The sequence below is a fragment of the Pseudomonas sp. 29 genome, assembly GCF_002754355.1.
GTDB lineage: Bacteria > Pseudomonadota > Gammaproteobacteria > Pseudomonadales > Pseudomonadaceae > Aquipseudomonas > Aquipseudomonas neuropathica.
Genome location: NZ_PEEY01000001.1, coordinates 1,103,515 through 1,124,290 on the forward strand (window position 1 = coordinate 1,103,515; position 20,776 = coordinate 1,124,290).

General features: G+C 59.8%; 21 protein-coding genes. 2 read left to right on the plus strand and 19 right to left on the minus strand.

Annotation, left to right across the window (positions count from 1 at the left end):
- Nucleotides 1-2: 2 nt before the first annotated feature.
- The 8 genes from pabC to CLU80_RS05170 form a co-directional block, all read right to left on the minus strand.
- Entirely contained in the window at nucleotides 3-818 is an 816-nt protein-coding gene (gene pabC / locus CLU80_RS05135) for an aminodeoxychorismate lyase (protein ID WP_099756907.1), read from the minus strand.
- Complete coding sequence (gene fabF / locus CLU80_RS05140) at nucleotides 818-2,062, minus strand: beta-ketoacyl-ACP synthase II (RefSeq protein WP_093435430.1); 1,245 nt, start codon at nucleotides 2,060-2,062, stop codon at nucleotides 818-820. The genes pabC and fabF overlap by 1 nt, the downstream gene beginning before the upstream one ends.
- 108 nt (nucleotides 2,063-2,170) lie before the next feature.
- On the minus strand, nucleotides 2,171-2,407 hold the full coding sequence (acpP, locus tag CLU80_RS05145; protein WP_003175607.1) for an acyl carrier protein: 237 nt from the start codon (nucleotides 2,405-2,407) through the stop codon (nucleotides 2,171-2,173).
- 196 nt (nucleotides 2,408-2,603) lie between these two features.
- Nucleotides 2,604-3,347, minus strand: a complete 744-nt coding sequence (fabG, locus tag CLU80_RS05150; RefSeq protein WP_034155354.1) for a 3-oxoacyl-ACP reductase FabG — start codon at nucleotides 3,345-3,347, stop codon at nucleotides 2,604-2,606.
- 16 nt (nucleotides 3,348-3,363) lie between these two features.
- Nucleotides 3,364-4,302: an ACP S-malonyltransferase gene (gene fabD / locus CLU80_RS05155; RefSeq protein ID WP_034155355.1), complete on the minus strand. Its 939-nt coding sequence runs from the start codon at nucleotides 4,300-4,302 to the stop codon at nucleotides 3,364-3,366.
- Between the two features lie 122 nt (nucleotides 4,303-4,424).
- Nucleotides 4,425-5,435: a phosphate acyltransferase PlsX gene (gene plsX / locus CLU80_RS05160; RefSeq protein WP_093435433.1), complete on the minus strand. Its 1,011-nt coding sequence runs from the start codon at nucleotides 5,433-5,435 to the stop codon at nucleotides 4,425-4,427.
- Between the two features lie 4 nt (nucleotides 5,436-5,439).
- A complete protein-coding gene (rpmF, locus tag CLU80_RS05165; protein WP_003179396.1) occupies nucleotides 5,440-5,622 on the minus strand; it encodes a 50S ribosomal protein L32 in 183 nt (60 codons plus the stop codon).
- A 13-nt stretch (nucleotides 5,623-5,635) separates the two neighbouring features.
- Complete coding sequence (locus CLU80_RS05170; protein ID WP_038364482.1) at nucleotides 5,636-6,163, minus strand: YceD family protein; 528 nt, start codon at nucleotides 6,161-6,163, stop codon at nucleotides 5,636-5,638.
- Nucleotides 6,164-6,268: 105 nt separating this feature from the next.
- Between CLU80_RS05170 and CLU80_RS05175 the strand changes: the two genes are divergently transcribed.
- Nucleotides 6,269-6,847 (plus strand): Maf family protein, encoded by a 579-nt coding sequence (locus CLU80_RS05175; RefSeq protein WP_099756908.1) that lies wholly within the window; start codon nucleotides 6,269-6,271, stop codon nucleotides 6,845-6,847.
- A gap of 48 nt (nucleotides 6,848-6,895) precedes the next feature.
- Here CLU80_RS05175 and CLU80_RS05180 read toward each other — a convergent pair whose 3' ends face one another.
- From CLU80_RS05180 to rluC, 3 genes are read right to left on the minus strand one after another with little or no spacing between them, the layout of a single operon-like run.
- Nucleotides 6,896-7,885 carry a S49 family peptidase gene (locus CLU80_RS05180; RefSeq protein WP_099756909.1) on the minus strand — a complete coding sequence of 330 codons (990 nt, stop codon included), beginning with the start codon at nucleotides 7,883-7,885 and terminating at the stop codon, nucleotides 6,896-6,898.
- 24 nt (nucleotides 7,886-7,909) lie between these two features.
- A complete protein-coding gene (locus tag CLU80_RS05185; RefSeq protein ID WP_099756910.1) occupies nucleotides 7,910-8,572 on the minus strand; it encodes an HAD-IA family hydrolase in 663 nt (220 codons plus the stop codon).
- Nucleotides 8,559-9,518, minus strand: a complete 960-nt coding sequence (gene rluC, locus CLU80_RS05190) for a 23S rRNA pseudouridine(955/2504/2580) synthase RluC (RefSeq protein ID WP_038364486.1) — start codon at nucleotides 9,516-9,518, stop codon at nucleotides 8,559-8,561. Before rluC ends, CLU80_RS05185 begins: the two co-directional genes overlap by 14 nt.
- Nucleotides 9,519-10,217: 699 nt before the next feature.
- Here rluC and rne point away from each other — a divergent pair.
- Entirely contained in the window at nucleotides 10,218-13,457 is a 3,240-nt protein-coding gene (gene rne / locus CLU80_RS05200; protein WP_093435441.1) for a ribonuclease E, read from the plus strand.
- Nucleotides 13,458-13,724: 267 nt separating this feature from the next.
- Here the strand turns inward: rne and CLU80_RS05205 are convergent, their stop codons facing one another.
- The 8 genes from CLU80_RS05205 to CLU80_RS05240 all read right to left on the minus strand — a co-directional run bounded on the left by CLU80_RS05205 (nucleotide 13,725) and on the right by CLU80_RS05240 (nucleotide 20,758).
- Nucleotides 13,725-14,321, minus strand: coding sequence for a nucleotidyltransferase family protein (locus CLU80_RS05205; RefSeq protein WP_099756911.1), 597 nt, complete (start codon nucleotides 14,319-14,321; stop codon nucleotides 13,725-13,727).
- Nucleotides 14,318-15,298 carry an XdhC family protein gene (locus CLU80_RS05210; RefSeq protein WP_099756912.1) on the minus strand — a complete coding sequence of 327 codons (981 nt, stop codon included), beginning with the start codon at nucleotides 15,296-15,298 and terminating at the stop codon, nucleotides 14,318-14,320. Before CLU80_RS05210 ends, CLU80_RS05205 begins: the two co-directional genes overlap by 4 nt.
- Nucleotides 15,298-17,619 carry a xanthine dehydrogenase family protein molybdopterin-binding subunit gene (locus tag CLU80_RS05215; RefSeq protein ID WP_099756913.1) on the minus strand — a complete coding sequence of 774 codons (2,322 nt, stop codon included), beginning with the start codon at nucleotides 17,617-17,619 and terminating at the stop codon, nucleotides 15,298-15,300. The genes CLU80_RS05210 and CLU80_RS05215 overlap by 1 nt, the downstream gene beginning before the upstream one ends.
- On the minus strand, nucleotides 17,616-18,086 hold the full coding sequence (locus tag CLU80_RS05220) for a (2Fe-2S)-binding protein (RefSeq protein WP_095048621.1): 471 nt from the start codon (nucleotides 18,084-18,086) through the stop codon (nucleotides 17,616-17,618). Before CLU80_RS05220 ends, CLU80_RS05215 begins: the two co-directional genes overlap by 4 nt.
- Before the next feature lie 245 nt (nucleotides 18,087-18,331).
- A complete protein-coding gene (gene murB / locus CLU80_RS05225) occupies nucleotides 18,332-19,351 on the minus strand; it encodes a UDP-N-acetylmuramate dehydrogenase (protein WP_099756914.1) in 1,020 nt (339 codons plus the stop codon).
- On the minus strand, nucleotides 19,348-19,812 hold the full coding sequence (locus tag CLU80_RS05230) for a low molecular weight protein-tyrosine-phosphatase (RefSeq protein WP_093435454.1): 465 nt from the start codon (nucleotides 19,810-19,812) through the stop codon (nucleotides 19,348-19,350). Before CLU80_RS05230 ends, murB begins: the two co-directional genes overlap by 4 nt.
- Complete coding sequence (gene kdsB / locus CLU80_RS05235) at nucleotides 19,812-20,576, minus strand: 3-deoxy-manno-octulosonate cytidylyltransferase (protein WP_095048623.1); 765 nt, start codon at nucleotides 20,574-20,576, stop codon at nucleotides 19,812-19,814. The genes CLU80_RS05230 and kdsB overlap by 1 nt, the downstream gene beginning before the upstream one ends.
- Complete coding sequence (locus CLU80_RS05240; RefSeq protein ID WP_003174668.1) at nucleotides 20,573-20,758, minus strand: Trm112 family protein; 186 nt, start codon at nucleotides 20,756-20,758, stop codon at nucleotides 20,573-20,575. Before CLU80_RS05240 ends, kdsB begins: the two co-directional genes overlap by 4 nt.
- Nucleotides 20,759-20,776: the final 18 nt, after the last annotated feature.

Consider the following 20,776-nt stretch of genomic DNA (forward strand, 5'->3'; position numbering starts at 1 on the left):
AATCAGGCATCCAGTAGGGCGCGGGCAATGGTTTGCAGTTTACGGGTGAGCGGGCCAACCGGCCAGCTCAGTGCAGCGTAGGCGCGTACCGGCCAGACGCCATACACGCTGTTGCAGACAAATACTTCATCGGCCCATTGCAGCTGTTCGAGGCTGATGTCGGCGATCTGCGTGGGAATGGCCAGTGACTCGGCCTGAAACAATATTTCGGCGCGCATCACACCGGCAACGCCGCAGCGTTTCAGATCCGGCGTGATCAATACGCCGTCGCGCACCAGAAACACATTACTGAACACCCCTTCGATCACTCGACCGGCCTGATCTAGCATCAAGCCTTCGGCGTGCTCGCTGTCCTGCCATTCGGCACGGGCGATGACTTGTTCCAGTCGATTGAGGTGTTTGAGTCCAGCCAGTAAAGGCTGTATGGAGAGTCGCGTGTTGCAGGGAAACAGACGAATGCCTTGTTCAGCATGCACAGCGGGATAAGCTGCCGGAGGATTGCCTTGCAGAATACGTCGGCCAGGCGCCGCCGGATCAGGTGCGTAACCGCGCAGACCGTCGCCACGGGTGAGGATCAGCTTGAGTACACCCTCGCCCATCGCTGCCGCATAACTCAGCAGCTCGTGGCGAACCCGTTCGATATCGGCGGCGATGGCCAGACGCGAACAGCCATCGGCCAGACGCGTCAGGTGCCGATCCAGCAGGATCGGCTGTCCATCACGCACGGCGATGGTCTCGAACAGACCGTCGCCGTAAGCCAGGCCGCGATCTTTCAGCGACAGAGCGTCAGCCGGTTGACCGTCGACCCAGCTGTCCATCAGCCCGCGAACCGACGGAACGCCAAGGTGCCGTTGGTGCCGCCAAAACCGAAGGAGTTGGACAGCACGACATCGATGTCCATGTTGCGCGCAGTGTGCGGCACGAAATCGAGATCGCAGCCTTCATCCGGCTCATCGAGGTTGATGGTCGGCGGTGCCACTTGGCTGTTGATCGCAAGAACGCTGAAGATCGCTTCAACCGCGCCCGCCGCACCTAACAGGTGACCGGTCATCGATTTGGTCGAGCTCACTGCCAGTTTGTAGGCGTGATCACCGAACACGGTCTTGATCGCATTGGCTTCGGCGAGGTCGCCGGCCGAAGTCGAAGTACCGTGAGCGTTGATGTATTGCACTTGATCGGCATTGATCTTCGCATCGCGCAGCGCGTTAGTGATGCAGCGTGCTGCACCGGCGCCGTCGGCAGGTGGCGAGGTCATATGGAACGCGTCGCCACTGGTGCCAAAGCCGATGAGTTCGGCATAGATGGTCGCGCCGCGCGCCTTGGCGTGTTCCAGCTCTTCGAGAACCAGTGCACCGGCACCGTCGGACAGGACGAAACCATCACGGCCCTTGTCCCATGGACGGCTGGCGCGGGTCGGTTCGTCATTGCGGGTCGACAGCGCACGGGACGCGCCGAAGCCACCCATGCCCAGACCGCATGCGGCCATTTCGGCACCGCCGGCAATCATCACGTCGGCTTCGTCGTACATGATGTTGCGCGCCGCCATGCCGATGCAGTGCGTACCGGTGGTACATGCAGTGGCGATGGCGTAGTTAGGTCCCTGTGCCCCCAGGTGGATGGACAGGAAACCGGAAATCATATTGATGATCGAGCCAGGTACGAAGAATGGCGAGATTCGACGCGGGCCCGTCTCATGCAGGGTACGGCTGGTTTCTTCGATGTTGGTCAGACCGCCGATTCCCGAACCCATGGCCACGCCAATGCGTTCACGGTTGGCGTCGGTGACTTCCAGACCAGCGTTGCGTACAGCCTGAAAGCCGGCAGCGAGACCGTACTGAATGAACAGGTCGAGCTTGCGCGCTTCCTTGACCGACAGGTATTCCTCGACATTGAAGCCCTTTACCGAGCCGCCAAAGCGGGTGGAATAGGCAGAAAGGTCGGTGTGTTCGATCAGACCAATGCCACTGCGGCCAGCCAGAATGCCCTGCCAACTGCTCGGCACATCCGTGCCCAGTGGCGACAACATACCCATACCGGTGACTACGACGCGTCTACGCGACACAGCACTCTCCTTTTTCAAATGACGATTTTGCATCAGGCCTAAAGAAAAAACCGCACGCCATGATGGCAGTGCGGTTTTTCCATGACAGCAAACAACGATTACAAACTATTACGCCTGGTGGCTAGTAACGTAGTCGATTGCAGCTTGTACAGTAGTGATCTTTTCAGCTTCTTCGTCAGGGATTTCGGTCTCGAATTCCTCTTCCAGAGCCATCACCAGCTCAACGGTGTCAAGGGAGTCGGCACCCAGGTCTTCTACGAAGGAAGCGGTGTTGACCACTTCTTCTTCTTTAACACCCAGTTGCTCGGCAACGATTTTCTTGACGCGCTCTTCGATGGTGCTCATACCTTGTTTTCACTCCTAATGGACAAATTCAGGCAGCTGGCCAGTGGGTAAGTGTATAGAAAGACTTTTCAGTTTTTCAACTGAAAGCTTCACTCCTCAAACCCTGCAGCCCTCTGCCTATAAATAGATTGCAGCTTTATAACGGATTTTAGACAGCTCGTATGACATTTTTTTGAAGCAATCCGTCACATTTTACTTACATGTACATCCCACCGTTCACCGGGATTGTAGCCCCAGTGACGTATGCCGCACCGTCCGATGCAAGAAAAGCGACCACAGACGCGATCTCTTGAGCTTGCCCCAGACGACCCAGCGGAATCTGCGTCTGCAAGGCTTCACGCTGTGCTTCAGGCAGTTCGCGCGTCATATCGGTGTCGATAAACCCTGGGGTTACCGAGTTGACCGTAATCGAACGCGAACCGACTTCACGCGCCATCGCACGGCTGAAACCTTCCAGACCGGCCTTGGCGGCTGCATAGTTTACTTGGCCAGCGTTGCCCATGGCACCCACCACCGAGCCAATACTGATAATTCGACCCCAGCGAGCCTTGGTCATGCCGCGCAGAACGCCCTTGGACAGGCGATACAGACTGTTCAGGTTGGTATCGATCACGTCGTACCACTCGTCGTCTTTCATGCGCATCATCAGGTTATCGCGGGTGATGCCGGCATTATTGACCAGGATTGCCACCGGCGCACCGAACTGTTCCTGAATACCCGCCAGCACTGCACTGACAGATTCATCGCTGGTGACATTGAGTTCGAAGCCAGCGCCCTGAATACCGTTTTCCTTCAGGGTCGCAGCGATACGCTCGGCACCCGAAGCGGAAGTCGCGGTGCCAATGACGATGGCGCCCTGACGACCCAGTTCCAGCGCGATAGCCTGGCCGATGCCGCGGCTTGCACCGGTGACCAGTGCAACTTTACCTTGCAGACTCATGCAAGTTTCTCCTGATTCAGGCTTGCGCTGCACGAGCGGCAGCGAAAGCGTCTGGGGTATTGAGGTTGGAAGTCGCCACGCCTTCGGCGCAACGCTTGTTCAGGCCGGCCAGGACTTTGCCCGGGCCGCATTCGACCAGATTGGTCGCGCCTTTGGCGGCCAGGGTCTGTACCGACTCGACCCAGCGCACTGGCTTGTACAGTTGTTCGAGCAGATCACGCTTGAGGGTTTCCAGATCAGCCGGCACTTGCGCGCTGACGTTCTGTACCACCGGGATCTGCGGCGCCTGCCAGTCGATGGCGGCGATGGATTCGGCAAAGCGCTCGGCGGCCGGACGCATCAGCTCGCAGTGCGACGGCACGCTCACCGGCAGCGGCATGGCACGCTTGGCGCCACGCGCCTTGCAGCCTTCGATCGCGCGTTCGACGGCAGCCTTGGCACCGGCAATGACCACTTGGCCCGGCGAGTTGAAGTTGACCGCGCTGACCACTTCACCTTGCGCCGCTTCGGCGCAGGCAGCCAGCACATCGGCATCTTCCAGACCGAGGATGGCAGCCATGCCGCCCTGCCCGGCCGGAACAGCTTCCTGCATCAACTGACCGCGACGCTCGACGAGCTTCACCGCATCAGCCAGTGTCAGGCTGCCGGCAGCAACCAGCGCGCTGTATTCACCCAGACTGTGACCGGCAACAAAAGCCGGACGCGCACCACCTTCAGCCAGCCACAGACGCCATAGGGCGATCGAAGCGGTCAGAATGGCCGGTTGGGTTTTATCGGTTTGATTGAGCAGCTCTTCCGGGCCCTGCTGGGTCAGCGCCCACAGGTCATAGCCCAGAGCCTCAGAGGCTTCTTTGAAAGTTTCGAGGATCAACGGATATTCCGCGCCCAGCTCGGCCAGCATGCCGAGGGACTGCGAACCTTGTCCTGGAAAGACGAATGCGAGGGAAGCAGACATGTAACAAGCCCCTAATGATCTTGTCGTCGGAAAATGGCGCCCCACTGGGGACGCAAGAAACTGACAGTTGGATGGCCCTTTGAACCGGGCGGTCACATTTAAGCATTGTCCGACGAAAACGCCTAAGACAACAAATCCTCCAGACGGCCATGGAGACGCTCGGGAAGATTTTCCTGAATCTCGATCAGCGCACGGGAAATAGCACTCTGAAAGCCCTGAACACCGGCCGAACCGTGGCTTTTCACCACGATACCCTGCAAGCCGAGAAAGCTTGCGCCGTTATGTCGCGCCGGCGCCAGATCCGCCTGCAAACGTTTCATCAGCGGCAACGCCAACGCCCCCACGGCACGGGAGGCCAGATTCTTTTTGAACAGCGCCTCGATACGCGCAGCAATCATCGTCGCCAGACCTTCGCTGGACTTGAGCAGGATGTTGCCGACGAAACCATCACACACCACAACATCCGCCTCGCCGCGATACAAACCGTCGCCTTCGATAAAGCCGATGTAATTGATGCCACGGGCAGCCTGCAACAGCGTCGCAGCCAGCTTGACCTGCTGATTGCCCTTAATGTCTTCGGTGCCGATGTTCAGCAGCGCGACGCGCGGGCGATGGATGCCCAGCGTCTGCGCCGCCACCGAGCCCATTACCGCAAATTGCAGCAAATGCTCGGCGCTGCAATCGACGTTGGCGCCCAGATCAAGCAACTGGCAATAACCCTTCTGCGTCGGGATAGCCGCCACCATTGCCGGCCGATCGATACCGGGCAGCGTCTTCAGCACGAATCGTGACAGCGCCATCAACGCACCGGTATTGCCGGCGCTGACACAGGCCTGAGCCTTGCCGTCACGCACCAGCTCAAGGGCGACACGCATCGACGAGTCCGGCTTGCCACGCAAGGCCTGGGTCGGTTTTTCGTCCATGGTGATGACTTCGCTGGCCGCAACAATCGTCAGGCGCGCGCGATCGGCAGCCGATTGGCCGTGGATCAATTCTTCAAGAAGGGAGGGTTGACCGACGAGGGTCAGGTGCAGCGAGGGCGTAGCAGACAGGCAAGCAAGGCTGGCCTGAACAATGCTGCGGGGACCGAAGTCCCCGCCCATTGCGTCAATCGCGATGACTTGAGCGGACAAGTGATTACTCGTCAGCGCCCTTGTCGATCACTTTACGGCCACGGTATACGCCTTCTGGCGATACGTGGTGACGCAGGTGAACTTCACCAGTGGTTTTTTCTACAGACAGGGTGCTAGCCTCGAGAGCGTCGTGCGAACGGCGCATGTCACGGGCAGAGCGGGATTTTTTGTTCTGCTGAACAGCCATAATTGATTAACTCCTAAACGTTTGGGTCACGCTTTAACTGCGCCAATACACTGAACGGGTTGGACCGCGTTACCTCGTCCTCGCTCGGTTCGGGCTCATCTGCTCCCGCCGGCTGCTGGCATTCTTCCGGATGATGAGCAGGCACAATAGGCAAGGCAAGCAAAAGCTCTTCCTCGACCAGTGACTGCAGATCCAATGGATCTTCGCCCAGTTCCAGCACGTCATAACCTTTCGGTAACGACTGGGTATTCGCACCCTCCTTCACTACAGCGTAACTGCATTCGCTGTGGATCGGCAGGGTGACCAGCTCAAGACAACGCTGGCAAACCATTTTGACCTCGGTGTCGATAAAGCTGTGGATCACCACAGATTTACGTTCATCTCGTTCAAAAACGAATTTCGCCTGCACCGTACCGACATCGTCGGAAAGCGGGTCGCAGAGTCTCTTCAAATCGGCCAGCAGCAGTTCACCTTGAAGGGTGGTGCCACGGTCAGCCAATTTGCGCGGGTCAACGTGAGGTGGAATCGGGTCATTCAACATAGGCGCAGCATTATAGGGATGCACCCACCCATGTCAAAGGAAATTGTGCCCTGTCCGTCACTTGCGTGCCTCCGCTAGAATTCGCACCTGCCTCAGGAGACGCGAATGCTGCCTTTATTACTTGCTTCAAGCTCGACCTATCGTCGGGAATTGCTCGCCCGCCTGCACCTACCGTTCGTCTGCAGCTCGCCGGATATCGATGAAAGTCACCGCCCGGGCGAATCGGCGATCGAACTGGTCAAGCGCCTCGCCGAACAAAAAGCCCGGGCATTGGCTGACAGCTATCCCACCCATCTGATTATCGGCTCGGACCAGATTGCCGTGCTCGGCGAGCAGATCATCGGCAAGCCGCATACCTTCGAGAAGGCTCGCGAGCAACTGATGGCTGCCAGTGGCGCCAGCGTAACGTTCCTCACCGGCCTGGCCCTGCTTAACAGCCAGACCGGCCAATGCCAGGTCGACTGTGTGCCGTTCACCGTGCACATGCGCCAACTCGATCAGGCACGCATTGAGCGCTACCTGCGACTGGAGCAGCCCTACGATTGCGCGGGCAGCTTCAAGGCTGAAGGACTGGGCGTGAGCCTGTTTCAATCCACCGAAGGCCCTGACGCCACCAGCCTGATCGGCCTGCCGCTGATTCGCCTGATCGACATGCTGTTGGCTGAAGGCGTGCAAATCCCCTGACCCACAAAAAACCGGCCATCAAGGCCGGTTTCTTTATGCCGCGACTTTTTAACGCAACGACGGCCCGTGGAAACCCATCCACATCGCCAACTGCTCAGCGACACTGGCACCCAGCTTCTTCGAGAAGCGATCGAACGGCGACTCCTGAACGGTGAAGTCGACCAGCTCCTTCTCGCCAATCACATCACGCGCCACCGAACTGGCATTGCCCAGACCATCGATCAAGCCCAGCGGCAGCGCTTGCTCACCCGACCAGACCAGCCCGGAGAACAGCTCCGGATGCTCTTTGTCTTTCAGACGATCGCCACGCCCCTGCTTGACGCTATTGATGAACTGCTTGTGCGTGGTGTCCAACACCGTTTGCCAGAAGGCCGTTTCATCAGACTTCTGCGGCTGGAACGGGTCAAGGAACGACTTGTGCTCGCCCGAGGTGTACGTGCGACGCTCGACACCCAGCTTCTCCATGGTGCCAACAAAGCCGTAACCGGCCGCCGTCACACCAATCGAGCCAACCAGACTCGCCTTGTCGGCATAGATCTGATCCGCCGCACTGGCAATGTAATAAGCACCGGAGGCGCCCAGATCGGAAATCACCGCGTAAAGCTTGATCTCCGGATGCAGACCGCGCAGACGCTTGATCTCGTCATACACATAACCCGATTGCACCGGACTGCCGCCAGGACTGTTGATGCGCAGGATCACGCCTTTGACCTTCTTGTCCTCGAACGCCGCCCGCAGGCTGCCAACAATGTTGTCGGCACTGGCCGGCTCTTTGTCGGCGATCATGCCGGTGACGTCGATCAACGCGGTGTAGTTCGGCCCGCGCGTGGCGCTCTTTTCCATGTCCATCAGCGGCGTGAACAGGATCAGCGCCACAAACAGATAAACAAACGTCAGCAGCTTGAAGAAAATCCCCCAACGCCGCGAACGACGCTGTTCCTGAACACCAGCCAGCAGAGTCTTTTCCAACAGCTTCCAGCTTTTTTCGTCACCGTCGTCGGCACTTGCCTTGGCCGGTGCTTTCCATTCGTCGGTCATGCCATCCACCCCAGCAAAAACGTATTAGGCCTGCTTCCCCAGCCAGGCATGCAATTCGGAAAAACGGTCGATCGACAGACGTGGCTCGAATTGTTGCAGCGATTCGATCGATTGCGCGCCATAACTGACCGCGACCGAATCCATCCCAGCATTACGCGCCATCAGCAGATCGAAGGATGAATCGCCGACCATCAGCGCCTGCTCCGGGCGTACACCACAATGAGCAAGGATCTGCTCCAGCATCAGAGGGTGCGGCTTGCTCGCAGTTTCATCGGCGGCGCGGGTGATATCGAAATAATCTTCCCAGCCATTGGCCTTGAGCACCCGATCCAGTCCGCGACGATTCTTGCCGGTCGCCACCGCGAGGTGATAACCCTGCTCGCGAAAGGACGCCATCGACTCGACTACGCCCTCGAACAACGGCGAAGGCACAGCTTCTGCGGCGATGTAGTGATCGGCGTAATACTCGCGAAACGCGGTCATTTCGGCGTCACTGATCTCGGGATACAGCGTGCGAATCGCTTCGGGCAAGCCCAGACCGATGATGCCTTTGACAGCAAAGTCGTCGCGCAACTCGAAACCGGAGCGCCCGGACGCCGAATGCATGGCTTCGACAATCCGGTGAATGGAATCGGCCAGGGTGCCGTCCCAATCGAAAATCAGCAGTTTGTAATCAGATGGGCGCACTCAATCGCTCCACGGTCTTGGCCCACATTTCATCGACCGGCGCCTGCAAGGTCAGCTTGCCGCCATCGGGCAGCGGCACGGTCAGCATGTAGGCGTGCAGGAACAGACGCTTGCCGCCCAGATCACGGATTTCCTTGGTGAAATCCTCATCGCCATACTTGCTGTCGCCAGCAATGCAATGACCGGCATGCAAGGTATGCACGCGAATCTGGTGGGTGCGACCGGTCACCGGTTTAGCCTCGACCATGGTGGCAAAATCACCGAAACGGCGCAGCACCTTGAACATTGTCAGGGCTTCTTTACCTTCTTCGTTGACTTCAACCATGCGCTCGCCGGAACGCAGATTGCTCTTGAGCAATGGCGCGCTGACTTTCTTGATCGAGGTCGCCCAGTTGCCGCGCACCAGCGCCATGTAGCGTTTGTCGACGCCATCGCCGCGCAATTGCTCGTGCAAGTGACGGAGCATGCTGCGTTTTTTGGCGATCATCAGCAGGCCGGAGGTGTCACGGTCGAGACGGTGTACCAGTTCCAGCTCCTTGGCATCGGGACGCAACTGACGAAAGGCTTCGATCACACCGAAATTCAAGCCACTGCCACCGTGAACCGCAATGCCGGCGGGCTTATTGATCACGATCAGGGCTTTGTCTTCGAAGACAATCGAGGCTTCCAGGCGCTGCAACAGACCCTGTGCCAGCGGCACCGGTTCATCGCGCTCAGGCACGCGAACCGGCGGCACGCGCACGATATCACCGGCCTGCAGCTTGTATTCGGGCTTGATCCGACCTTTGTTCACACGCACTTCGCCTTTACGCAAAATGCGGTAAATCAAGGTCTTGGGCACGCCTTTGAGCCGGGCGAGGAGAAAGTTGTCGATTCGTTGGCCGGCATACTCCGGCGAGACTTCAAGCAATTGAACGCCTGGAGTCGAAGGGGCAGTAGTTGTCATGCCGCGGATGATAACAATTTTTATGGAATTGAAGCACTTAATCATTGCTGCTATAGTCGCGAACGCCGCCAAAAGCGGCCTGGACAGAGGAACCACGGTCAAAAACCGGCCCTGACCAACGCAATTCACCAGGACGCGAGGCCGTCCTACGGGGCTTTCGCTACGTAACGGTGGAGTTTTCAGTTGTAACAAGCGCAGGTGACATGAGGCCTGAATTACACCGTCGAGCAGAGTTTTTACTCGCCTGACAGGCACACATTCAAGGCCAGTTCACAAAGTGCAGTCAGCTGCAGATGACCCCGAGCGAATGCTTCGGAAACAACGCCTGAATTAGCCATGATGCGTGACCTCCCCTTTCGGAGCTCACGGTAAATGCCAACCCGCTGCGGATTCTGCGCGCGGCAGCACCCGAATTATCAGGGATACGTGTAGGGTGGAGATGCACAACCGCTGGACTGTGTAGCAATAGGCTTTATCAAGACGCTTCATCTCGTCCACAGCCGCTGGTTGATTCCTCCTCCTGACTGAGTGCTTAAGTAGCCACAGCAAGCAGGACGCGTACGTCGCTATATCGGCCCAATTGGCCGCATATCGCTGGACACGGGAATGGCCAACCACTCCCGACGCACCTGACACCGACCGTGAGAAGTCGTGTGTGCCGAACGCCGTTTCCGGCAGCCCGGAAACCGACGGTACTACATGAAAAGAATGCTGATTAACGCAACTCAACCCGAAGAGTTGCGTGTTGCACTGGTAGATGGCCAACGCCTCTACGACCTGGACATCGAATCCGGTGCACGCGAGCAGAAGAAGGCCAACATCTATAAAGGCCGCATCACTCGCATCGAACCAAGCCTTGAGGCTGCCTTTGTCGATTTCGGCTCCGAGCGCCACGGCTTCCTGCCCCTCAAAGAAATCTCCCGCGAATACTTCAAGAAAGCCCCTGAAGGCCGCGTCAACATCAAGGACGTCCTGAGCGAAGGCCAGGAAGTCATCGTTCAGGTCGAAAAAGAAGAACGTGGCAACAAGGGCGCAGCCCTGACCACCTTCATCAGCCTGGCCGGTCGTTACCTCGTGCTGATGCCGAACAACCCGCGTGCCGGCGGTATCTCCCGTCGCATCGAAGGCGAAGAGCGCAACGAACTGCGCGAAGCGCTGAACGGTCTGGTCGCACCAGCCGACATGGGTCTGATCGTGCGCACTGCCGGCCTTGGCCGCAGCAGCGAAGAAATGCAGTGGGACCTCGACTACCTGCTGCAACTGTGGACCGCCATCAAAGAAGCCTCGCTGGATCGCTCCGCGCCATTCCTGATCTACCAGGAAAGCAACGTGATCATCCGCGCCATCCGCGATTACCTGCGCCAGGACATCGGCGAAGTGCTGATCGACAGCGTTGAAGCCCAGGACGAAGCCCTGACCTTCATCCGCCAGGTGATGCCGCAGTACGCCAGCAAGATCAAGCTGTACGAAGACAGCGTACCGCTGTTCAACCGTTTCCAGATCGAAAGCCAGATCGAGACCGCTTTCCAGCGCGTCGTTGAACTGCCTTCCGGTGGTTCCATCGTTATCGATCCGACCGAAGCCCTGGTGTCGATCGACATCAACTCGGCGCGCGCCACCAAAGGCAGCGACATCGAAGAAACCGCTCTGCAGACCAACCTTGAAGCTGCCGAAGAAATCGCCCGTCAGTTGCGCCTGCGCGACATCGGCGGCCTGATCGTCATCGACTTCATCGACATGACCCCTGCCAAGAACCAGCGCGCCGTGGAAGAAAAAGTCCGCGAATGCCTGGAAGCCGACCGCGCTCGCGTGCAGATCGGCCGCATCTCGCGCTTCGGCCTGCTGGAAATGTCCCGTCAGCGCCTGCGTCCATCGCTGGGCGAAAGCAGCGGCATCGTTTGCCCGCGTTGCAACGGCACCGGCATCATCCGTGACGTTGAATCGCTGTCGCTGGCGATCCTGCGCCTGATCGAAGAAGAAGCCCTGAAAGACCGCACCGCCGAAGTGCGCGCCCAGGTGCCGATCCCGGTCGCTGCGTTCCTGCTCAACGAAAAACGCAACTCGATCACCAAGATCGAACTGCGCACCCGTGCCCGCATCATCATTCTGCCGAACGACCACCTCGAAACCCCGCATTTCGAAGTTCAGCGTCTGCGTGACGACAGCCCGGAAGCCGCGACCAACCAGTCCAGCTACGAAATCGCTGCTGCCGCTGCCGAAGTCGAAGAAGTTCAGCCAGCCGCTGCGACCCGCACCCTGGTTCGCCAGGAAGCCGCGGTCAAGACTGCTCCGGCCCGTGCCAACGCTCCGGTTCCGACCGAAGTTGCCGCCCCGGCCGTTGCTGCACCAGCTCCAGTCGCTGCACCAGAGCCAAGCCTGTTCAAAGGCCTGGTGAAATCGCTGGTCAGCCTGTTCGCCACCAAAGAAGAGCCAGCCGCTCCGGTTGTGGTTGAAAAACCAGCCGCCGAACGTCCGGCCCGCAACGAAGAGCGTCGCAACGGTCGTCAGCAGAGCCGCAATCGTAATGGTCGCCGCGATGAAGAGCGCAAGCCACGCGAAGAACGTGCTCCACGTGAAGAACGTGCGCCACGCGAGCCGCGCGAAGAGCGCGCGCCACGTGAAACCCGTGAAGTCCGCGAACCACGTGAAGCTCGTACCGAAGCGCCAGTTGCCCGCGAAGAACGTGCACCACGCGCTCCGCGTGAAGAACGTGCACCACGTGCGCCGCGCGAAGACCGCAAGCCACGCGGCGAGCGTGAAGAGCGTGTGCGTGAACTGCGCGAGCCACTGGACGCCGTTCCAGCCGCTGTAGCTGACGTTGCCGTTACCGCTGAAGAACGCCCGACCCGTCAGCCACGTGAAGAACGCGCACCGCGTCCGCCACGTGAAGAGCGTCAACCGCGTGCCGAACAGGCCGCTGCTGCCGTCGCTGAAGAAGAAGTGAACACCAACGAAGAGCAACTGCCGGAAGACGGTTCGGAGAACGCCGAAGGCGATCGCCCACGTCGTCGTTCGCGCGGTCAGCGTCGTCGCAGCAACCGTCGTGAGCGTCAGCGTGATGCCAACGGCAACGTGATCGAAGGTTCGGAAGAATCCGAAGCCGGCGAAAACGCTGAAGCGCCAAGCACCGCCGATCTGGCTGCTGGCCTGGCTGTGACCGCCGCTGTTGCCAGCACCGTGATCAGTGCACCGGCTGAAGCTCAAGCCCACGAGCAAGCTGAACGCGCCACCGCGGCTGTTCAGGAAACCGCTCCAGTGGAAGCGCCGGTTGTTGAAGCGACTACTCCAGTAGAAGTGGTTGCTGCTCCGGAAGTCGAAGTGGCTCCAGTTCAAGAGACCCTGCCTCAGGTAGAGCCAGCGCCAGTTGTGGCTGCGGAGCCGGTGGTTGAAACCGTCGCAGAAACCGTAACCGAAACCGTGCGTGAAGTTCGCGAAGAGCAGACTGCCTTCAACTGGGTTGCCGAACCGACTGTTGCTGAAACCCCAGCGCCAGTGGTGGAAGCACCGGTTGTTGAAGCGCCAGTGTTTGAAACCCCGGTGTTTGAAGAACGTAAGGCTGCCGAACCAGCACCTGTCGTTGAAGCAGCGGTTGTCGAAGCACCCGTGGTGACCGAAGCGCCAGCCCCGGTGGTTGAAGCTCCAGCACCGGTCAGCGCTCTGACGCCAAGCGGCCGCGCGCCAAACGACCCACGTGAAGTGCGTCGTCGCAAGCGTGAAGAAGAGCGTCTGCAGAAGGAAGCCGAATTGGCTGCCGCTGCTGCGCCAGTCGCTGCCGAGCCAGCCGTGGTTGCTGAAGTGGTCGAGGCAGCTCCTGCCCCGGTGACTGAAGAAGCTGTGGTTGAGTCGGTGATTGCTGAAGCACCACGCTCCGTTCAGGACGCGGTCGAGCAGCACCAAGAGGCCGAGGAAAAAGAACACGAGCCTAAACCACTCGTGTAATTTCCAAAGCCAATAAAAAGCCCCGCCCGATTATTCAGGCGGGGCTTTTTTATGCCTCGATTTTTTGTGCTGGACTCTAGATCAACCCCCTCACCCCAGCCCTCTCCCCAGGGGGCGAGGGGGAAAGGGAGCCGATCTCCGTGTGTTTCAAGGCCGGAGTTCGACTCGAAGTTTCAGGTCGGTGTACCTCGAAAGAACACCTCGGTCAGTCCCCTCTCCCTCTGGGAGAGGGTTAGGGTGAGGGGATCTCAGGAATTTACGCAGCTCTCAAGACGAAGTAAAAACCAAAGCCTCCGGCACATCGATATCCCACAACACCCCGGGATCATCCACCACCACTTCCACCACCCTGCCCTGCTTGAACAACGGCCGAGCCCCTCGATCGCCACTCAAAGCCTGCAACCCCGCACCAAACGACCGCCCAAACCCCACAGGATGACCGAACTCCCCTTCCTGCACCGGCACGCTCACTGCATCATCGGCAATGGCCGCGACCACCCGCTCAATACTCGACGGCAAGATAAACGGCATATCACCCAACACAATCAACCAGCCATCCGCCTCCGGGCATGCCGCGACGCCAGCGGCAATGCTGTCACCCATCCCGGTCGATTCAATCGAGACCACGTCACAGCCATAGGCCTGCGCCATGCGCATCGCTTGCGGCCGCGCTTCAGTCGTCACCAGCACACGCTTGTCGAGACTGACCGGCAGATTCAACAGCACCTGCTCAATCACCGAACGCACCGCGCCATCACGCCCGGTGCAGTCCGCCAGCAACTTGTCCTTATCAGCACCTGCCACCTGGCGAAAACGACTGCCCTCACCCGCCGCCAGCACAATCACTGCAATGGATCGACTCATGCGTCCTCCAAAGTTTTCTTCTGCTTCAACTCGACGCCGTTCTTGATCGCGACGATTTCCGCCAACAGGGACAAAGCAATTTCCGCTGGCGAATGACTGCCGATGTGCAAACCGATCGGCCCGTGCAGCCGATCGATCGCCTGCACCGACAAGCCTAGCTGAGCCAGATTCTCCCGACGCTTCCGGCTGTTAACCCGAGAGCCGAGAGCGCCGACATAGAAGGCCGGAGAATCCAGCGCCGTGAGCAGCGCCATGTCGTCCAGCCGCGGATCATGGGTCAACGCGACAATCGCCGTACGTTCGTCGGTCTGGATACTCAACACCGCCTCATCCGGCATGCCCGAGACGAAACGCCCGTGATGCTCTTCCCAGCCGTAGACGAATTCGCTGCGCGGATCGCAGATCAGTACTTCGAAATCCAGCAGGCGCGCCATATCCGCCACGTAGCGCGACAACTGCCCGGCGCCGATCAACAATAGACGCCAACGCGGGCCGTAGATTGCGCGCAGGGTTTTGCCGTCGAACTCCAGCGAGTCAGACTTGCTGGCCGGCGACAGAAGCACTTCACCGGTTTCAATGTTCAACTCACGGGCAACGATCTCGTGTGCTTCGCACCGCGCGAGCAACTCGGCAACCCACGTGGGATCGCCGATCCGTTCTTCAGTCAGGCGCAACGTGCCGCCACAAGGCAAGCCAAAGCGCGCCGCCTCCTCGCGTGTAACGCCATAGGTAATCAACTGCACCGGCGGCCCATCGCTGGCGATGCGGCCGTCGTGTAGGCGGGCGATCAAGTCATCCTCGACGCACCCGCCCGACACCGAACCGATCACCACGCCATCCTCACGCAAGGCGAGCATGGCACCGGGTGCCCGGGGCGCCGTGCCCCAGGTCTGCACTACGCTGAACAGCACCACCCGCTGTCCGGCGCGGCGCCATTCGAGGACGCTGCGCAGGACATTGAGGTCGACGCCGTCCATTACGCCTCTGCCTTCTGCCAGCCCTGCAACTGGTAACGCACCGGCAGGTTGCGAATACGCTTGCCGGTGGCGGCGAAGATCGCGTTACACAAGGCCGGGGCAATCGGCGGCACGCCCGGTTCGCCTACACCGCCCAACGGCACCTCGCCCGGCGGCGTCACCAGATGCACGGCAACTTCCTTCGGCGCCAGCGACATGCGCGCCACTTCGTACATGTGGAAGTTGTCCTGCTGGACCTTGCCGTCCTTGAAACTGATTTCACCCAGTACCGCGTTACCCAAGCCCATCACGCAAGCGCCTTCGAATTGCGAGCGGATGCGCTCAGGATTGATCTGCGGCCCGCAGTCCACAGCGATGTCAGCCTTATGCACGATCAGCGTACCGTCGTCCTTGACCTCGACTTCGATCACCGCCGCCACATACGTGACGAAGCTGTAATGTACCGCCAGACCCAGACCACGGCCCTTGGGCAGTTTGCGTCCCCAACCGGCAGCCTTCGCGGCAGTTTCCAGCACCGTGCGCATGCGTCCGGTGTCGATCGGATAACGCTCGGGAGACTCGCCATAGTTCCACTCTTCGCTCAACGTGCGCGGGTCGATCTGCCGATCCGGACCGAGCAGTTTGACCTGGTACTTGAGCGGATCCTCGCCAGCCTTGTGCGCCAGCTCATCGACGAAACTCTGGATGGCAAAACCATGAGGAATGTTCGACACCGAGCGATACCAGCCAACCCGTGTGTGCACGGTCGCCTCGGGGTTTTCCAGGCGTACGTTGGGAATCGCGTAGGCCATGTTGGTGAAACCCATGCCCAGTTCGAAAGCCGCTTCATGGTTCATCCCCGGCGCGAACAGCGCGGTGATGCTCGGCGCCACGGTGCGATGCAACCAGCCGGACGGCATGCTGTCCTTGCCCACGCCAGCCTTCAGATACTCGGCGGACACGGTGTGGAAATACGAGTTGTGGATGTCATCTTCACGCGTCCACTGCACCCGCACGGCTTTGCCGGGGAACTCTTTGGCGAGAGTCGCCGCTTCGACGACGAAATCCGGTTTCGACTTGCGACCAAAACCACCGCCAAGCAAGGTGACATTGAACGTGACATTGTCGAACGGCAGTTCAAGACGCTCGGCAATGCGCTCACGAGTGACTTGCGGCGCCTGACTCGGTGCCCACGCTTCGCAAACGCCGTCCTTGTAGCGAGCGATGGCAACCATTGGCTCCATCGGTGCCTGGGCCAGATGCGGCAGGTAGTAGGATGCTTCAAGCGTACTCGCAGCACCGCTCAGGGCCTTGTCGATATCGCCGGTGTTGCGCACCACTTTGCCGGGTTTCAGCGAGGCGGCTTCAAGCTCTTTGCGATAGGCGATCGAGTCATAACTGGCGTTCGGGCCGTCATCCCATTCGATTTTCAACGCTTCACGGCCCTTGATCGCGGCCCAGGTATTGCTGGCGACCACGGCCACACCACCCAGTGGCTGAAACTCGGAAGGCAGCGGACGGCTTTCGATCTGCAGCACTTTGAGCACACCGGGGACTTTCAGCGCTGCGCTGTCATCCAGCGATTTGACCTTGCCGCCGTACACCGCCGGACGGGCGATAGTTGCGTACAACATGCCGTCGAAATGCACATCGGCGCCGTACACCGCACGACCGTTGACGATGTCTGCGCCATCGATGGCTTTCGTACCTTCCTTGCCGATGTAGCGAAACTCCGACGGCTGCTTGAGGCGCAGGCTGTCACGCGCCGGTACCGGCAACGCACTGGCTGCGGCGGCCAGTTCGCCATAGCCCAGCTCACGGCCAGACGGTTTGTGAATGACTTTGTGCAGTTGCGCGTGGCATTCACCGACCGGCACTTTCCACTGCGCAGCGGCGGCCTGTTCAAGCATGGTTCGCGCCGCCGCACCGCAACGCCGCATTGGTTCATACCAATGGCGCATGCTGCGCGAACCGTCGGTGTCCTGGTTGCCGAAGCGCACTTCATCACCCGGCGCCTGCTGCACTTTGACGCGCGCCCAATCGGCTTCCAGTTCATCAGCAACAACCATGGTCAGACTGGTGCGCACGCCCTGGCCCATCTCGGAACGGTTACACACCACAGTGACCGTGCCGTCAGCGGCAATGCTGACGTAGACCTTCGGATCGTCGATCCAGCCATTGGGCATGCCATCGGCGCCGAATTGCTTCGGTTTGTCTTCAGCCAACGCATCCTGCCAACCCCAACTGGCGGCCAACACCAGCGCGCCGGTGGCGCCGACGCCTTTGAGGAAACCGCGACGGCTGAGATTGCTCAGGGCGAAATCATTCGGAAGGCGACTCATGCCTTGGCCTCCTTCAAGTGAGTGGAAGCCTGGCGGATCGCGGTCTTGATCCGGTTGTAGGTGCCGCAGCGGCAAATGTTACCGACCATGGCTTCTTCGATCTGCTCGTCGCTCGGGTTCGGGTTGGTCTTGAGCAACGCGGTAGCCGACATGATCTGCCCGCCCTGACAGAATCCGCATTGCGCTACAGCGGTGTCGAGCCAGGCTTGCTGTACCACCTGCCCCACAGGGTCGGCGTGCAGGTTGTCGATGGTGGTGACGTTCTGGCCGACCACCGAACCGATCGGCGTGATGCAACTGCGCGCCGGCAAGCCGTCGATATGAATGGTGCAGGCGCCGCACAACCCCATGCCGCAGCCGAACTTGGTGCCGTTATAACCGGCGACATCACGAATCGCCCACAACAGCGGCATGTCTTCGGTGACATCGAGAGGATGGTCTTGACCGTTGAGTTTCAGGGTAATCATGGGCACGCCCGCATATTTGTAGTGGTTATGGGGTCGAGCAATCTGCCGCCGTTGAATCGGCGGTGGTTCACGCAGATCGACTCAGGCTAATCAGGCTCTCTTGTGCCGACGCGAACGTCTGCACCGGGCCTTTGGTGGAGCAAATGACGGTTATCGTTAGCTCGCTAAGTTAACCCAGCGTTAACAAAAAAGCCCTGCACTTTTTATCAGTGCAGGGCTTTGGATGGCGCTTTGAAAGCGTAGCCTCAATAGCGATTAGGCTCCATCTCCAGGTCGACATTGAAACGTTCGGCAATGTCTTTTTGGATGCGTTGCGCCAGATCGAGCAGTTGCAGCCCGGTTGCCACGCCGTAGTTGACCAGCACCAGCGCCTGCAGTTTATGCACGCCGGCATCGGCTTCACGGAAACCTTTCCAGCCGGCGCGCTCGATCAGCCAGCCTGCCGCGAGCTTCATTTGTCCGTTCGGCTGCGCGTAGGCGACCACATCCGGATGCTGTTCCTTGATCCTCGCGACGATGGCCGCCGACACCAGCGGATTCTTGAAGAAGCTGCCGGCATTGCCGAGTACCGCCGGATCCGGCAGTTTTTCGCTGCGGATACTGCAAATCGCACGGCTGACGTCGGTAGGCGTCGGCTGCTCGATGCCCTGCTCGGTCAGGCGCTGACGCACCGGGCCGTATTCCAGATGCAAATGCGCGATGCGGTCGAGTGCAAAGCGCACGCGCAGAATCAGCCAACGCCCCGGCTGCTGCTTGAACAAGCTGTCGCGGTAGGCGAAGTTGCATTCTTCGAGGGTGAAATCGCGCAGCTCGCCGGTCTGGCGATCCAGCGCGGTGAGGCCGGCGAATACATCCTTGATCTCGACGCCGTAGGCACCGATGTTCTGCATCGGCGCAGCGCCAACCGTGCCGGGAATCAGGCTGAGGTTTTCCAGCCCGGAGAGTCCTTGCGCCAACGTGTGCTGCACAAACGGATGCCACGGCTCGCCCGCTTCCGCCTCGATCACCACACGGTTGCCGTCATTGCTGATCACACGAATCCCGCGCGTGGCCATGCGCAGCACCAGCGCCGGAATATCTGCCGTTAGCAGCAAGTTGCTGCCACCGCCGATCACCAGCAACGGCACATCATGAGCAACGGCATAGGCCAGCGCTTCACGGACATCGGCATCGCTGTGGGCTTCGGCGAACAGTTGCGCGCGCACATCCACGCCAAAACTGTTGAACGGTTTCAGGGAAACCTGCGGTTGCACCTGCAAACTCATAACCGGCCCTTCACTTCGATCAACAATTGGTCACAGGCTGCTTCGATCAGATCCAGCACTTGCTCGAAACCCTGATCGCCGTCGTAATACGGATCCGGCACTTCATCGACGACACCGGCATAACGGCGCAAAAACAGGTCCAGCTCGGCTTTGCCGGTGGACGGCTGCAACGCCTTGAGGTTGCGCAGGTTGCTGTTGTCCATGGCCAGAATCAGGTCGTAACTGGCGAAATCGGCACGGCGGACCTGCTGCGCGCGTTGCGCCGACAGGTCATAGCCGCGCACTTTGGCCGCGGCCTGGCTGCGTTTGTCCGGCGGGTTGCCAACGTGCCAGTCACCGGTGCCGGCGGAGGCTACTTCGACCTGATCCGCCAGCCCTGCTTCACGCAGTTTGTGGCGCAATACGCCTTCGGCCGTGGGCGATCGACAAATGTTGCCCAGGCACACAAACAGAACGCGCATCAGGCCTCCAGCAGGCGACGAACGCGCTCGAGGTCTTCGGCCGTGTCAACGCCAGTCGGCGGTGCGATCAGCGCGTCGGCGACATGAATCCGCACACCGTGCCACAGGGCACGCAGTTGCTCGAGGGATTCAGTGTTTTCCAGCCAGCATGGGCCCCAGCTCACAAAGTCCTGGAGGAAACCGGCGCGGTAGGCATAAATGCCTATGTGGCGACGGTACGGCACGCCTTCGGGCAATTGCTCGCGGCTCTTGGCGAACGCGTCGCGCGCCCATGGCAAAGTCGCGCGGCTGAAGGTCAGCGCCAAACCGTTGAGATCACTGACGACCTTGACCACGTTCGGATTGAACAGGGTATCTACGTCTTCGATCGGCTCGGCCAGCGTGGCCATGCGCGCTTCGGTGTGGGCAGCCAGATTGGCGGCGACCTGATCGATCACGCTCGGCGGAATCAGCGGCTCGTCACCCTGCACGTTGACCACGATCGCGTCGGGTTCAAGACCCAGTTTCGCCGCGACTTCGGCCAGACGATCGGTGCCGGAATTGTGATCTTCACGGGTCAGCACCACTTCGGCACCAAAAGCCTTGCAGGCCTCGACGATGCGCGCATCGTCAGTCGCGACGACCACACGGCTGGCGCTGCTTTTGCTCGCCTGTTCCCAGACGTGCTGGATCATCGGCTTGCCGGCGATGTCGAGCAGCGGTTTGCCGGGCAGGCGGGTCGAGGCGAAACGCGACGGGATGACAACGGTGAAGGCAGTGGTCATTTATCCAGACGCTCGTCGGTGGTCAGGGTGCGGGCTTCGCTTTCGAGCATGACCGGGATGCCATCGCGGATCGGGTACGCCAGACCGGCGCCCTTGCTGATCAGTTCGGTCTTGTCGGCGCTGAGCTTGAGCGGGCCTTTGCAGATCGGGCACGCGAGGATATCGAGCAATTTGGTGTCCATGAACATTCCCTGAGTAAA

What these genes read in the sequence shown, in the direction of transcription:
- rluC (WP_038364486.1), bottom strand. Translation starts at nt 9,518, where the DNA reads ATGACAACTACTGCCCCTTCGACTCCAGGCGTTCAATTGCTTGAAGTC.
- CLU80_RS05210 (WP_099756912.1), bottom strand. Translation starts at nt 15,298, where the DNA reads ATGGACGGCGTCGACCTCAATGTCCTGCGCAGCGTCCTCGAATGGCGC.
- CLU80_RS05180 (WP_099756909.1), bottom strand. Translation starts at nt 7,885, where the DNA reads ATGACCGACGAATGGAAAGCACCGGCCAAGGCAAGTGCCGACGACGGT.
- CLU80_RS05230 (WP_093435454.1), bottom strand. Translation starts at nt 19,812, where the DNA reads ATGCGCGTTCTGTTTGTGTGCCTGGGCAACATTTGTCGATCGCCCACG.
- kdsB (WP_095048623.1), bottom strand. Translation starts at nt 20,576, where the DNA reads ATGACCACTGCCTTCACCGTTGTCATCCCGTCGCGTTTCGCCTCGACC.
- CLU80_RS05205 (WP_099756911.1), bottom strand. Translation starts at nt 14,321, where the DNA reads ATGAGTCGATCCATTGCAGTGATTGTGCTGGCGGCGGGTGAGGGCAGT.
- pabC (WP_099756907.1), bottom strand. Translation starts at nt 818, where the DNA reads ATGGACAGCTGGGTCGACGGTCAACCGGCTGACGCTCTGTCGCTGAAA.
- murB (WP_099756914.1), bottom strand. Translation starts at nt 19,351, where the DNA reads ATGAGTTTGCAGGTGCAACCGCAGGTTTCCCTGAAACCGTTCAACAGT.
- CLU80_RS05220 (WP_095048621.1), bottom strand. Translation starts at nt 18,086, where the DNA reads ATGATTACCCTGAAACTCAACGGTCAAGACCATCCTCTCGATGTCACC.
- CLU80_RS05175 (WP_099756908.1), top strand. Translation starts at nt 6,269, where the DNA reads ATGCTGCCTTTATTACTTGCTTCAAGCTCGACCTATCGTCGGGAATTG.
- fabD (WP_034155355.1), bottom strand. Translation starts at nt 4,302, where the DNA reads ATGTCTGCTTCCCTCGCATTCGTCTTTCCAGGACAAGGTTCGCAGTCC.
- fabG (WP_034155354.1), bottom strand. Translation starts at nt 3,347, where the DNA reads ATGAGTCTGCAAGGTAAAGTTGCACTGGTCACCGGTGCAAGCCGCGGC.
- CLU80_RS05240 (WP_003174668.1), bottom strand. Translation starts at nt 20,758, where the DNA reads ATGGACACCAAATTGCTCGATATCCTCGCGTGCCCGATCTGCAAAGGC.
- CLU80_RS05215 (WP_099756913.1), bottom strand. Translation starts at nt 17,619, where the DNA reads ATGAGTCGCCTTCCGAATGATTTCGCCCTGAGCAATCTCAGCCGTCGC.
- rne (WP_093435441.1), top strand. Translation starts at nt 10,218, where the DNA reads ATGAAAAGAATGCTGATTAACGCAACTCAACCCGAAGAGTTGCGTGTT.
- rpmF (WP_003179396.1), bottom strand. Translation starts at nt 5,622, where the DNA reads ATGGCTGTTCAGCAGAACAAAAAATCCCGCTCTGCCCGTGACATGCGC.
- CLU80_RS05170 (WP_038364482.1), bottom strand. Translation starts at nt 6,163, where the DNA reads ATGTTGAATGACCCGATTCCACCTCACGTTGACCCGCGCAAATTGGCT.
- acpP (WP_003175607.1), bottom strand. Translation starts at nt 2,407, where the DNA reads ATGAGCACCATCGAAGAGCGCGTCAAGAAAATCGTTGCCGAGCAACTG.